Raw genomic sequence first — 14,202 nt, 5'->3', positions numbered from 1 at the left:
AACTAAATTAAAGAACAATGAAATTAAAACAAATTAAACTCGCTTTAGTTGCTATTATGGCAACCTCAATTTTCGTGAGCTGCAGTAATGACAAGGATACAGACAATACTCCTGCTCCGGAAGCAAAAAAAGAAATCAGCCTTTCTTCCAGTACTACATTAGGATCTTATCTTTCCGATAAAGATGGAAAATCTTTATATTTTTTTGGGTCAGATGCAAAAGGCCAGGCCTCTTGTACGGGCGGATGTGAAGCCGTATGGCCTGCATTTTATGTAGATAATTTAACTGCTGACAAATTAGGTACGGGATTAACATTCTCCGATTTTGGAACTATTACTACCTCATCTGGTAAAAAACAACTTACCTATAAAGGATGGCCGTTGTATTATTATGCACCCAATATAAACGGGACAAACACACCTGAAACTAAAGGCCAGACAACCGGAGATGGTGTTGGCGGTATTTGGTTTATAGCAAAACCTGATTATTCTGTAATGCTTGTAAAAAGCCAGCTTATAGGTCATGATGGTAAAAACTACAAATCAGATTACACAGCCGGAGATGGTTTAACCACCTACTTTACAGATGCTAATGGTTCAACGTTGTATACTTTTAAAAATGATAATTTCAAGAAGAACAACTTTACAAAAGCAGATTTTTCAAACAATGCGGTCTGGCCTATATATGAAACAGATAAAATTGTTGTTCCTTCTTTTCTTGACAAATCTAAATTTAGTGTTATTACGGTATTTGGTAAATCTCAATTGACTTACAATGGCTGGCCTTTGTATTATTTTGGACAAGATGCAAGTGTAAGAGGCTCAAATAAAGGAATCAGTTTCCCTAGTCCGGGAGTATGGCCTGTACCGGTAAAAGATTCACCAATTGCTATATAAGAACTGGTATAAGATCACTTTATATTATTTCAAATTAGTGCAATGAGAATTGGACTAATTTGAAATAATAAAAAAGACCATTCCAGTATACTTCTGCAAGATTTAATTCATAAAATCAAAAAATAAAGCTACATAATTGTTTTTGACAGAACTGAATTAGCTCCCTTTTACTAAAAAAGATAAGCTGCTGGCATCCCTTTTTTATGGACAGCAAATGAACTCAGTATAAATTATCAGATGAATATTCAATGAGAAACATTGCATATTGAAAATAATAATGAGAATTACTTCTATCTGAAAATTAAAGCATAAATATGAAAAGAAAAAAAACAGCATTTGTAATTGCGGCCTTTTTGATAGTGGTCTCAGCGGGCATTTATTTTTATTACGGATTTCTCTTTAAGGAAGCCCGCAATATAGAATCGGAAAAACCGGACTTCAGTATAGCTGCAATAAAACTAATAAAAGATTACAACTCAAATCCGGAAAAAGCAGATTCATTGTATCTCAATAAAACTATTGAAATAACCGGCCGGGTGACAAAAGAAACGGATTCTGTACTCATACTTGAAAATAATATTTTTTGTCTGTTTTCTCAAAAAGCAAAAGACAAACGTATCCACAATCAAATAAAGGTAAAAGGTAAATGTATTGGCTACGATGAACTATTTCAGGAGGTGAAACTAGACCAATGCAGCATTAACAAACAAAACAATTAATCAATTTATGAAGAAATTTTTAGTCCCAATCTGCCTTTTCTTAGCTACAATGGCATATTCGCAAGATGATTTACTAAAAGATCTTGATTCTGCTCAGGTAGAAAAAAGCTACTCAACAGCAACTTTTAAAGCTTTACAGCTGGTTACTTTACAGACAACAAAAATGCCTGCCAAAAAAGAGTTCTACTTTGTGGTCTCACATCGTTTTGGAACTGTTAAAGACGGGTTTGATAGTTTTTTTGGTCTTGATAATGCCACTACCAAATTAGGTGGTATTTATGGTGTTACGGATTGGTTATCCGTTAGTCTTTCCAGACATACCTTAAATAAAATGTACGAGACCGGATTAAAATACCGAATGATGAGACAAGACGACAGCTTTCCTGTGGATATTGTTGGGTATAGTGTTGCCGACATTAATACTTTTTTAGAAAAGGACCAATATCCGGGTTTAGAATTTAAGCATCGTATGACATACGTACAACAGTTATTAATATCCAGAAAAGTCAGTGAAAAACTATCCTTAGAACTAGTGCCGTCTTTTATACACAAAAACCTTTACAATCCGGATATAGAAAGAGATAATCAGTTTTCTTTTGGAGGAGGTGGTCGTTATAAAATTACCAAAAGGTTATCGGTTAATTTAGAATACATGCACAATTTTAATACACCGGGATTTTATGAAAATCCATTGTCAGTAGGCCTGGATGTCGAAACCGGGGGGCATGTTTTTCAGTTAATCTTTACCAATTCGCAATCCATGAGTGAGAGCGGATACTTAACTAATGCATCTGGAAACTGGGGTAAAGGAGATTTCTTCTTTGGATTTAACTTATACAGAGTATTTTAATAACTATAAACAACAAATTATGAAAAAAATAATCACACTTGCCATTTTACTGACTGCCCTTGCCAGCTGCAGTGATTCTGATACTTTTCAGGATATTTCGACACCTCCTGATACCGGAACCGTAATACCACCGGTTACTGAACCAACAGCCACATTTAGCTATACTAAAAATGCCAAATCAATTATCGACGCCAATTGTATAGGCTGCCACCAAAATGGAAGATCTGCAGGTTTCAGGCCTCTGACTACTTATGCTGAGGTAAAAGCAGCAGTTGAAAGCGCCGGTTTACTAAATCGAATTCAATTGCAAACCGGACAACAGGGCATTATGCCTCAGGCAGGGAGAATGTCTCAGGCAAATATTGATGTTATTGTAAAATGGAATACAGACGGACTAAAAGAAAATTAATTATTATGAAAAAACCATTTATTAATTTCATCGTATTACTATTGGTTATTGCTGCAAATACAGCTGGATTTGCACAAAAACTAATCACTAAAACCGGGAGTATAAAGTTTCAGGCTTCTACCCCTTCTTATGAAGAAGTTGCTGCTGAAAATAAAAGCGTGTCTGCCGTTTTAGAGCAGTCAACCGGAGATTTCGCAGCTTTGGTTCTGATAAAAGGCTTTCGGTTTAAAGTTGCCCTGATGGAAGAACATTTTAACGAAAATTACATGGAGTCTGAAAAGTTTTCAAAAGCCACTTTAAAAGGTAAAATAGAAGATTTTGATAGTTCTAAAATTACAAGTACCGCTAAAAATTTTACTTTAAAAGGCGATCTTACCATTCACGGAAAAACCAGACCCGTAACCGTAATTGTAAAAGTTTCGAAAGCTGAAAACGGAGTCAATGCCGTGGGTTCATTTGAAGTAAAACCGGAAGATTTCGATATCGAAATACCAAGTCTGGTCAGAAAGAAAATTTCGGATAAAATAAAAATCAGTTACAATTTTTTGTTGGTTAAATAATCGTTTTTAATAGCGTGAAATTTAGATAATAGAAATTTTCGCCTTTTACATATTAGCTAAAGAGCTCCCTTTATGATCTGAAGATCATTAAACATGACTAATGTTGTGAGGTCAGTTTTATAACTGACCTCTTTTTTCTAACTCCCTTAACTGAATCTAAATGATCTGCAAAAATTATGTTGTTGCCGGAGAAGATGTAAATGATAATATGGTAATGGAAAGTACTGCTTATATTTCATACACCCTTCGATTATTATATCATTTTTTGTTTGCTAACGGATTTTCAAAAGAGAAACTCAATGCTTTGCATCTAGGTCTGCAGGAAGCAAATCATGTATTCGTTTGCCATAAAAATCTAATGTTTACCGAACATTTTTTTGTGGAGATGAAACATTGTTACATCGACGACAAAATCAATATTAAAAGTTGCTTTTTCAACGCCAAAAACGAATGCTGTGCCGAAGTGACCAAAGAAGTAGAATGGTTTGATCCCATTCGCAGGGAAGTTATTGCAGCGCCTAAACAAATTTTGCAGCATTTTAATCCCACTAGCAGAGCCTAAAGGGAATACAGCATGCTGATTTTTTTGATTATCCCTGCAAAAATCATATTTAGTTATATGATATCGCTACAATTAGTAAAGCCCTGCATCAAACAATTGATACAGGGCTTTTTTTTAAATTTTTTTTAAGATGAATGCGCTAACTAAAGCTGAGTACAACGCTATCAATCCGGATTATTTAGCATCAAACCATAGTTTTGTAGTAAGCAAGTCTTTTCCCTGCGCAGCTACTGCAGCCTGATAACTAGTTCCGTTTAACGACTGCTCTGTTCCCGGATAAAAGAAACGCGAAGGTATTTGTCCGTTCAAAACCGTAGCCGGACCTGCTTTCAGGACCGGGTAGTCAAGTCTTCTCCACTCCACAAAAGCATCAAGACCCTGACCATAGAATGCAATCCATTTTTGTGTACCTATTGATTTGGCATAATTGGTTGCATCGTACTTCACAGTCGCCTGATTCAGATAATTAGAAATAGCTGTTGCATCTGTAATACCAAATTGATTAAATGATGCTGTAATAGCACTTTTATAAAGTTGCTCTGCATCTCCGGCTATGTAGCCACGTGCTACTGCTTCGGAAAGATTGAAAAGCGTTTCAGAATAAGAAACAATCACAGCAGGCGATGTCGAAGTCAGGAAGTAAGTACCCGGTTTTGATGTTTTAGCAAAACCCTGGCTATTCGCATCACTGTTTGATAACCCATTGGCCCCTCCAACATATTTACCTACTGTTGCATCTGTTGGTAATTGAGCATACACAGGTAAACGAGGATCAGATAACTCATTTAACTTATCCACCAAGGTCTTCGAAATACGAAAATCATCACGAGTTTCGAACCAGGCCGAAGCTGGATTTTGCTGAGGCGAACTGATGTACGTAAACTTAAAAGTATCGTTATTGCTGGTAAATACACCTGCAGCATCACTAGTTGCATCAATTGCAGCCTGCTTCGCTAAAGCAGGTTCTTTGTCTGAAATTCTCAACGCAATACGCAAACGAAGCGAATTTACCAGTTTTTTCCATTTCGTAATATCCCCTTTATAAGACAAATCTCCGGTTACCGCTCCGTTTGCCGGATTTAGCAAAGACTGAGCCTGTTTTAAATCTTCTAATAATCCTGTATACACTTCTTTTTGAGTATTATATGCAGGATTTACTTTAAGACCTGCTTCTTTGTAAGGAATGCTTCCAAAAGCGTCTGTTAGCAATAAAAAGGTCCATGAACGCAATGTTAAGGCAATTCCTTTATAATTTGAATTTGCCTGTTGATCTGAGAACTTCAGGATCGTATTCAAATCTGTAATCAGGGTTGCATATCCCGTATTCCATAAAGAAGTAAAAGATCCATTCGATACATCGTACCTGTCCGGCTCTGTATATTGAATTTTAGCCCAATGCTGGACAAATAACAAAGACGAGTTAAAGTTACTATCTGATCCCCAATACAAATCGGCGCCCTGCTTTAATGATCCAGTTAACAGATAAGGTGCTAATGGCGTCTCCGTTGCATTTGGATTTTTATTAATTTCATCCAGATTGTCGCTGCAAGAGATCAGTGACAATGCAAATAGAGTTATATATGATATTCTTTTTAGCATGATTTCGTGTTTTTAAAATTTAAGATTAACATTAAGGCTAAAACTTCTGGTAGTGGGCAAGGCCAAACTCTCTAAACCTTGTCCGTTTCCGGTATTGAAAGCTGATTCAGGATCGATATTTGGTACATCTTTGTAGATGAAAAACAAGTTACGGCCTACGGCAGTGATACTTGCGCCTTGAAAACCAAGCTTTTTAGCAAATGATTTATTAAAATTGTAAGCTAGTTTTACTTCTCTTAATTTTACAAAAGTTGAGCTATAAATATAGGCTTCGCTAATATTGTATGATGCTTTGTAATATTCCTGCGCACTAAGCACTGAAGTGTTTGGAGTTCCATCAGCATATACTCCTTTAAAGATCATTCCGTCATCGTATACGATTGCCGAGCCAGGAGCAGCAGCACCATTAGCAAGCAAAGTTTTTGTAGTGCCGGTCACATAATAATTTAACCCGCCATTTGCTGCATCACGACCCGGAAGAGTTTGAGCCAGTACACCTGTATAATTACCCGTTCTGTTGGTTCCTGAAAAAAGCTCTCCTCCTACTCTTGCATCAACAAGAAATGAAAGTTCAAGATTTTTATAGGTCAGTGTATTGGTAATACCTCCCATAAAGTCGGGCGTATAATGTCCTAATACTTTCTTTTGCGGATCTGCTTGTGGCAATCCGTTTGCACCCACTACTATATTTCCGTTTGTATCACGTAAATAAGCTGTTCCGTAAAGTGCGCCGTAAGCCTGCCCTACAGATGCTAATACATCAACACCTCCGGAAGAAGCAATGGTATAGTTCTGAATTTGTTTGTCATAATCAAGAACGTCAACTTTACTTATATTTTTAGAATAATTTACCCCCACATTCCATCTGAAATTGTCCGTTTGAACAGGGCTTCCGTCCAATTGAATTTCTATACCGTGGTTGTTTATTTTACCCGCATTGATTAATTGTGAATCATAACCACTAGCTGTAGTCGTTTTTATTTCAAGAATCTGGTCAAAACTATTGGTGTTATAGTATGCAAAATCAAGATGTAATCTGTTTTTCCAGAAAGAAGATTCCAAACCTATTTCAGTAGAACGGGTTGTTTCCGGTTTCAGGTTTTCATTAAGCTTCTTTTTAGAAGAAGTCTGAATTGGATTTCCGTCAAATGCAGCCTGAAAATTGTAAACTGTATTCAATTGATACGGATCTGCATCGTTACCTACTTCAGACCAGCCACCACGTAGTTTTAAGAAATCAAGTGTACTACTTTTCAAATTCAAAGCATCAGATAATACTAAACTACCGCTAACAGAAGGATAGAAATAAGAACGGTTACTGCTTGGTAATGTAGATGACCAGTCGTTACGTCCTGTTACGTTTAAAAATGCATAATTTTTATATCCCAATTGAGCTGAAGCATATACACTGTATACTTTTAATTCTGAATATAGGTTCGATGACGTTAACGGATCACGGGAATTGGTTAAGGTGTACAAATCAGGAACGGCTAAACGTGGTGCTTTTTGATAATTGTTGGCATCACTATGGTTACGTTGATTGAATCCGGCAAGTGCATCTACACTAAAATCATCATTTACTTTTTTAGTATATTGTAAAATACCCTCTGTGTTTCTTTCGTCTACCGTATAAGCATCTTCAGCATAAGACCCAAAAGGAGTTCCGTTTGTACCATACTTAATCTCGTATTTTCTGCGATCGTTATAATAATCAACTCCTGTACGGAATTTGAAAAGAAGTCCGTCTGCAATTTTTGCTTCTAAATGGATATCCCCTATAAAACGGTTACGTTGCTGACTTGTAGTATTATAATAAGCATTCCAATATGGATTGCTGTAGTAACTGTTATTCCAGTTAACATCTCTGTTATTTCTAAGTGCATCCGTATCTACCTGACGTCCGAACCAAAGAAACTGTAACATTACACCCGCAGCACGGTTACCTGTTGGTCCTCCCGGCAAAGTTGGTGCTGTGGTCACAATGTAATTGGCTGTTACCCCTACTTTTATGCTTTTAGAGATTTGGTAATTCGTGTTAACCGTAAAGTTTGTTTTGTTTATTTCGCTATTAGGAACTGTACCTAATTGTTTTTGATTGTTTACCCCTAAACGAAAATCTGATTTTTCATCTGATTTGGCGATAGAAATACTGTTATCATAAGTAAGCCCCGTATTAAAAAAGTTTTTTACATTATCAGGATGCGCCACAAAAGGCACTGCGACCCCATTTGAATTAAATTGAGGAATAAGGCGTCCATCGAGTTTAGGTCCCCAACTTTCATCAACTCCATCATTAATTCCGCCTCCTTTACCATCTACATAGCTAAATTTTCCGTTTGATCCTTGTCCAAATGAATTCTGAAAGCTTGGTAATGTAGCAACCTGAGATATCGTTATACCTGAATTGAAGCTTATGCCCAATCCCTGTTGGCTTTTTCCTGATTTTGTAGTGATCAGAACCACGCCATGGGCAGCACGCGATCCGTAAAGAGCAGCGGCATTAGGTCCTTTAAGCACTGTTAATGTTTCAATATCCTGAGGATTTAAATCAGAAACTGCATTTCTGAAATCGCGGGAAGCAGCGGCTCCTCCAACAGAGTTCAATTGCGAGTTATCTACCGGAACTCCATCTACCACAAATAAGGGCTGGTTATTTCCGGATATAGACGTTTCGCCACGAATAATAATACGTGAAGATCCCATATCTCCTTGCGAATTGGTAATACGTACTCCTGCCAGTTTACCGCTAAGACTATTTAAAAAGTTGGTTTCCTTGGTATCCGAAAGCTCCTTGCCTTTTAATGCCTGAGTGGTATATCCCAAAGATTTCTTTTCTTTCGTAATACCCAGTGCCGTAACTACAACTTCTGACAACGCATTTTGTTCTTGAGAAAGGGTAATAGTAACCGGATTTGAATTCACCACAATTTCCGCTTTTTTATATCCTAAAAAACTTACTATTAAAGTATAAGGCAATTTTTGCCCTGTCTGGAAATAAAACTTTCCGTCAAAATCTGTTACAGCCCCGTGTGTAGTGCCTTTAATGTTTATCGAAGCCCCGATAACAGGCTCCTTTGTAACGGCATCGATTACTATTCCTTCAAGCTTAGATTGGATTAACGGCTTGGTTTCCTGCGCTTTAATCCCTATGGAAATCAACAAAATGCATAAAAATGCATATCTATTTAATTTTTTTTTCATTACTTTGTTTTAGTTTAATAAATAAGGTGAGCCGAAAATAGATTTACTCTACTCTCACTTTCCTTATAGAAGAGATGTACAATTTCTTTAAGCTTCACCATTTCTGCTGCAACGGAAATGGTTTTCTTTTTACCTGCAACACATTCGCTTTTTCATTTTTATTTATTTTGGATTACTATTATTTAAATTGATATTCTACAAGATTTCTCTCCCCGTTTTAATTGTGGATACGTCTTATTAATTTGATATAAATTAGAGATTGTTCGTTTTTTGACAGCAGCAACTCATCTGCATAAAGGGTTCGATGATTCCTATTTGTTCAAAAGTGAAATGCAATTGATGGTGTTTAATCTTTTTTTCTTAACCTATTTTTAAATTCTACTAATTTGATAGAACAAAAGTATATTAAAAATATTAACTCCAAAATTTTAATCGTTCTTTTTGCAAAAAAAATGTTAATTAAAATTTTACTAAAATTTTAATTAACTAATAACAAGTAAGTTAATACCTCATAGCTTTTTTGTTAATGTGTAAGATTTTTTTTAAGCTCATGAGTTCAAATTAGAAAAACTCCTTCTTTTTATTCCGGGTACTGGCAAAAAAATAGTATAAGCACTGAATAATTGGGCTATTTTAGTAGTGTGAAATTTAGAGTGAGGAACAAAAAAACCTCCATAATCAAATGACTTTGGAGGGGACTTAAATTATGCACTGATAAAAAACCGGAACTATAAGATCTTTATTTTTTACAGTTTTGAATTCTTACAGGCATTTGTGAAACTTTATAGTATGGCATGATTTATTTTACAATCAGTTTTTTTGAGACATTAAAAACATCAGAACTGATGGTAACTACATATATTCCCGCAGCTAAATCATGATTTATTTTTGAAGATGCATTTAGTTTTTTTACCAAAACCTTTCTTCCATTTATGTCAATAACCGTTACTGTTGCCATATCACCTGCTTTTAATTCCGGCAAGACAATACTAAATTCATTATTGATGGATGGGTTTGGATAAACGGTAATTGCTGCATTATTTTCAACTGTTGCTTCTGTCTCATTAAGCTCAACTTTCTTTGATGTCGAAGTACTTTGAAATTGCCATTGTGCACTCTCCCAATTGTTTTGCGCTCCGGCGTATTGAGCAGAACCATTTAGGTTTTCAATATGAATCATACTTCCTGTTTGCCATCTGTTTTTAATTCTAACCCAGGTGCCATCAACATTTTCATTAGACCATTGTGCGCTATACCAACCAGAAGATCCGGTAGTACACTGTACCGCTCCTGTTAGGTTTTCGATATGCATTATATCTCCGGTACCTACGTTTTTTAATATAAAATAAGTCGCATCAACGGCTACTTTTTCCCATTTGTAATTATTGTTGGCTACAGTGGCACCATATCCTACATTGGCTCCGGCATCATACAAATAATTATTGGTCCACTTATTTTTAATCGTAAAATAGCTTCCCGTTGCCGCAGTAACCGTAATTGCAGCCGTACTTGTTTTATTTCCATCTGAAGTGGTTGCCGTAATCGTTGCTGTTCCGTTGGAAATTGCTGTCACTAAACCTGAACTATTAACCGTTGCTACACCAGTATTGTTTGAAACATAACTAACCGCTTTATTAGTGGCGTTAGCTGGCAGAACTACAGGCGTTAACTGTTGTGTTGCACCCACAGCCAATGTTGCTGATGCCGGATTAAGACTCACACCGGTTACGGCTACATTTGATGAATTTACTGTGATTACAGCCGTAGCCGTTTTGGCACCATCCTGAGTGGTTACGGTAATGGTTGCTGATCCCGCAGCAATTGCAGTCACTAAACCTGAACTATTTACTGTTGCTACACCAGTATTATTAGAACTATAACTCACTGTTTTGTTTGTAGCGTTTGCCGGGGCAACAGTTGGTGTTACTTGTTGTGTTGCACCAACACCTAAAGTGGCTGTTGCGGGTGTAACCGTAACTCCTGTTACTGCAACTGCTGCACCTGAACAGTTAGAAGCCGGCGTCCAGGAAAATGTACCAATTGCACTGGTTTCTTCATTAGCCGCTGCATTACCGCCTCTATTGGAATAATTCATATTGCAATAAGTGCCATTTCCAGCCGGAGAACCTGCTATAAGCACAAAATAACCTCTGCCCCAATTTCGGTTAAGTGCATTATTGTTTGGAAATTCTTTACCTGTTCCGTTAACCGTAATATCTTTAAAAGTAAGATTGTAAATACCATCTCCTGATCTTTTACTGATAGAAATAGCATCATTTCTGGAATCTAAAATGTCGATATTATACAACTGAACATTTTTTACCTGAGTCCCGGCATTCGTAGCGCTGAAAATATCTACTGCGGCTACGGGATTGTTATAAGTATCATTAAAAGTTCCGCATGTTGTTACTGTAATATCGTGAATTTCGTGCATTCCATCATTGTTAAATGGTGCTCCGGGGAAATTATTACTAACCCGTATACCTGCTTCCAGATTGTCTTTTATAATTAAATTGTAAGCTTTGTTGTTTTTTCCGCCGTAAATAGCAAGACCGCAGGCACGCCAGCAGTTTTCTGAAGTATTGTATCTAAAAGTATTGTTGATACATTCCTGCCCGTCTGCAGACCAGATTGCCTGATCATCATCACCGTTATTCCTAAAACTACAATGCTCTACAATCGCATTGGCAGTTCCTTTGCAAAGATTGATTCCATCGGCATAATTGTTTCTAAAACGACAATGAGACAAGGTAAATCCATCCGCTATTGCAGGCCCTCCAACATTGTATTGTGCAATCCAGGCGCCACATTCAAAATGTTCTGCCCAGATATTTTTTATGGTTGACACCGATGTAAATACACCATTTATGGCTTTATAAGAATTACTTCTTGAAGCGGCATTTGTTGTTAAATAAAGATCCGCAAATGAAATACCGGCTGCATTGGCACGCAATCCTCCGTTACCCGTGCTGGCGTTTGTAAAATTAATTTGAGTATACCACATTCCGGCACCAACTAATGAAGTGTTGGCAGCGCCAAAATACAATTCCCGATTAACATTAAAAACACCACCTGGAATAAATATTTTTTTTCCTCCGTTTGCATCAATAAAAGTCTGAAGGTCGCTTCCATTTCCTGTATAAGTCACGGAACCTGACGGAGCCGTCAAGATCGCGGGAACCGGTTCCATCTCTGCAAAATCCAAATGGATATTACCTGTTTCTCTCACCAGTCTTAACGTTCCGGATGCCGCTATTTTAGCAGGAAGTTTATAACGCACTTCGTCAAATCGCATTCTGGGGTTTTGATTTGTAATTCCCCCATTATTTGGATTTCCGTTACTCCACAAATATTCCCAGGACCAGGTTGAAGTCAAGGTAAGGGTTGTAATTTTTGTGCTCCCATTATATACTCCCAAAGTGGCAGTTTGTCCATCAGGAACACTATATCGAATTACGAGTCCGTCTGCAGCTTCTGAAAGTGTCCATTGTACGGCAGCATTGGCAGCAGACATATTTACGCATTGCTGGTCTGAGGCTTCGGACTGAAGATCAGCCTGATTGTATGATTTTGAAGTAGTCGTACTGCCATTAGACAATTGTCCTGAGTTTGCTTCATACCTTTTATAGGGCGCATCATAATAACCACGTTGCGCATATAAATTTGAGGTTAAGAGGGCGAAAAAGAGCCAGACTATAATTGGACAATATTTACTTCCCTTAAAAAAAATAGCATGTAATTGTTTTCTCATAATTTTCGGTTTTTTAATTAGTATCATCCTAAAAAAGGACCTAACGAAACTAGACTTAAAAAAGAATTTTAAAAAAAGATGAGGTAAAAATCAAGATTCAGATAACGTTTTCGCTGCGTCAAATAACTAACAATCAGTAATTTATATTTTAAAAACAAATAAAAAATCAAGAATTAATATAGATCATAATTTTATAATTTAAGAAAAAAGAGATGATAGTTTTTAAAAAAACAACGCCTTTTATAAACACATTCTCTTTTTTTATAGCTAAAAATAAGAATTTCATTTATTCACACAGGAAATCTGTCCGAATTTAACCCGTACTGTATTGGTGAGAGTGTTAAAATATTGAATATTAAAGCACCTTTTATGGTCTGTTCGCTTTTCAAAAAATTCAAATATTGTGTACCTTTATTTGAAAATACCCAACATTAGGTACAAACAGCTCTTTCCTGAATCTATACTATGAAAAAGCTTAGGAACAGACAGAAATCCACAAAGAAGGTATGTTTGGCGGAAATCAAATATAAATTATGGATAAAACAATCAGGATTATTAGTAAACATGAAGGAGAACGATTGGCAATTGCCGGAGGCAATTACAGAATTATAATCTCAGGGGAGCAAACAAACGGTCATTACGCTGTTATTGAAATGATAGTGCCGCCAGGCGGAGGACCGCCCCCGCATACACACCCTGAAACCCAGGAAATGTTTCATGTTCTGGAAGGAGAACTAGAATTTAAAACCGAGGATGGAAAACAAATTGTAACCAAAGACGGTTTTGTAAATATTCCTTTTGGAGGAGCAATACATTGCTTTAAAAATCTTTCAGAAAACTACGCGCGGTTACTATGCACAGTAGTGCCAGCAGGACTGGAAAATTTATTTCAGGAAATCGGCACTCCGGTAAAAGCCGGCGAATTCCTGCCTGCTCCCGAATTAACAGAAAAACGAAAGGAATTTTTAAAACAAACCGATCTGAAATACGGTCAGAAAACTTATCCGCCCGATTATTTAGGATAGCGGTTCTTAACCCTTTAAGCATAAAAAAATGATAACAAAGAAAGAAGAAAAACCAAACCTGTTTTACATCCTCAGTGTAACGGTGCTAACTTTTGTTGTGCCAACTGTTATTTTTTTAACAGACCATTTCTCAACCGGCAATCCTTTGACTTTTGAACTTTTTAGTAAATGGTTTATTTTTTCGGCAGTTGGTCTTCGTTTGTTTCTGGCCGGAATTAAACAAGTAAAAAATCCGGGGTTTACTGCAAAAGTAATTTTTGGCCTTAATGGACCGGAAAGCTTTCCTGTTCTTCGCGAGTTAGGCTTCGCTAATATTTGTTTTGGCCTTGTAGGTATTGTGTCATTATTCAAACCCGAATGGAGAATTGTAAGTGCTTTTGCAAGCGGCATTTACTACGGTATTGCAGGAATTCAGCACACATTAAAAAAAACTTCCAATACTAATGAAAAGTTTGCCTTATTTACTGACCTTATAATTTTTCTTGTACTGTTTATTTACTTTATAAAATTAGTATAGTGGTACAAAATGATTTAAATCCTGGTAAACAGACCTTACGGGTAATTCTAACTTTTCATGATAACCAGTTGACGTTTTTATCTCTATTTTTGTAAATAGGAAACAACTCTTTA

General features: G+C 36.6%; 11 protein-coding genes. 8 read left to right on the top strand and 3 right to left on the bottom strand.

The genetic code is table 11. The annotated features are described in order from the left end of the window. The first annotated feature begins 17 nt into the window (after positions 1-17). From ACHRWY_RS00655 to ACHRWY_RS00630, 6 genes are all read left to right on the top strand, one after another. A complete protein-coding gene (locus tag ACHRWY_RS00655) occupies positions 18-896 on the top strand; it encodes a hypothetical protein (protein WP_395351517.1) in 879 nt (292 codons plus the stop codon). A gap of 314 nt (positions 897-1,210) precedes the next feature. After that, positions 1,211-1,615 carry a hypothetical protein gene (locus ACHRWY_RS00650; RefSeq protein ID WP_395351516.1) on the top strand — a complete coding sequence of 135 codons (405 nt, stop codon included), beginning with the start codon at positions 1,211-1,213 and terminating at the stop codon, positions 1,613-1,615. 7 nt (positions 1,616-1,622) lie between these two features. After that, positions 1,623-2,465, top strand: coding sequence for a DUF5777 family beta-barrel protein (locus ACHRWY_RS00645; RefSeq protein ID WP_395351514.1), 843 nt, complete (start codon positions 1,623-1,625; stop codon positions 2,463-2,465). A gap of 19 nt (positions 2,466-2,484) precedes the next feature. Next, positions 2,485-2,874 carry a cytochrome c gene (locus ACHRWY_RS00640; RefSeq protein ID WP_395351512.1) on the top strand — a complete coding sequence of 130 codons (390 nt, stop codon included), beginning with the start codon at positions 2,485-2,487 and terminating at the stop codon, positions 2,872-2,874. 5 nt (positions 2,875-2,879) lie between these two features. Continuing rightward, positions 2,880-3,434 carry a YceI family protein gene (locus ACHRWY_RS00635; protein WP_395351510.1) on the top strand — a complete coding sequence of 185 codons (555 nt, stop codon included), beginning with the start codon at positions 2,880-2,882 and terminating at the stop codon, positions 3,432-3,434. Between the two features lie 160 nt (positions 3,435-3,594). Then, positions 3,595-3,996 (top strand): hypothetical protein, encoded by a 402-nt coding sequence (locus ACHRWY_RS00630; protein WP_395351508.1) that lies wholly within the window; start codon positions 3,595-3,597, stop codon positions 3,994-3,996. Between the two features lie 174 nt (positions 3,997-4,170). On the opposite strand, the gene ACHRWY_RS00625 is transcribed toward ACHRWY_RS00630, so the two are convergent. The 3 genes from ACHRWY_RS00625 to ACHRWY_RS00615 form a co-directional block, all read right to left on the bottom strand. Further along, positions 4,171-5,595, bottom strand: a complete 1,425-nt coding sequence (locus ACHRWY_RS00625) for a SusD/RagB family nutrient-binding outer membrane lipoprotein (protein ID WP_395351507.1) — start codon at positions 5,593-5,595, stop codon at positions 4,171-4,173. Between the two features lie 12 nt (positions 5,596-5,607). Further along, on the bottom strand, positions 5,608-8,796 hold the full coding sequence (locus ACHRWY_RS00620; RefSeq protein WP_395351505.1) for a SusC/RagA family TonB-linked outer membrane protein: 3,189 nt from the start codon (positions 8,794-8,796) through the stop codon (positions 5,608-5,610). A gap of 799 nt (positions 8,797-9,595) precedes the next feature. Further along, positions 9,596-12,547, bottom strand: a complete 2,952-nt coding sequence (locus tag ACHRWY_RS00615) for an Ig-like domain-containing protein (protein ID WP_395351503.1) — start codon at positions 12,545-12,547, stop codon at positions 9,596-9,598. 533 nt (positions 12,548-13,080) lie between these two features. Between ACHRWY_RS00615 and ACHRWY_RS00610 the strand changes: the two genes are divergently transcribed. After that, positions 13,081-13,572, top strand: a complete 492-nt coding sequence (locus tag ACHRWY_RS00610; RefSeq protein WP_395351501.1) for a cupin domain-containing protein — start codon at positions 13,081-13,083, stop codon at positions 13,570-13,572. Between the two features lie 28 nt (positions 13,573-13,600). Next, positions 13,601-14,089: a DUF6790 family protein gene (locus ACHRWY_RS00605; protein ID WP_395351499.1), complete on the top strand. Its 489-nt coding sequence runs from the start codon at positions 13,601-13,603 to the stop codon at positions 14,087-14,089. The last annotated feature ends 113 nt before the right edge of the window (positions 14,090-14,202 follow it).

It is taken from the genome of Flavobacterium sp. FlaQc-48, assembly GCF_044007335.1.
Lineage (GTDB): Bacteria > Bacteroidota > Bacteroidia > Flavobacteriales > Flavobacteriaceae > Flavobacterium.
The sequence above is the reverse complement of the archived record's forward strand: the minus strand, read 5'-3'. Positions and strand labels throughout refer to the sequence as shown.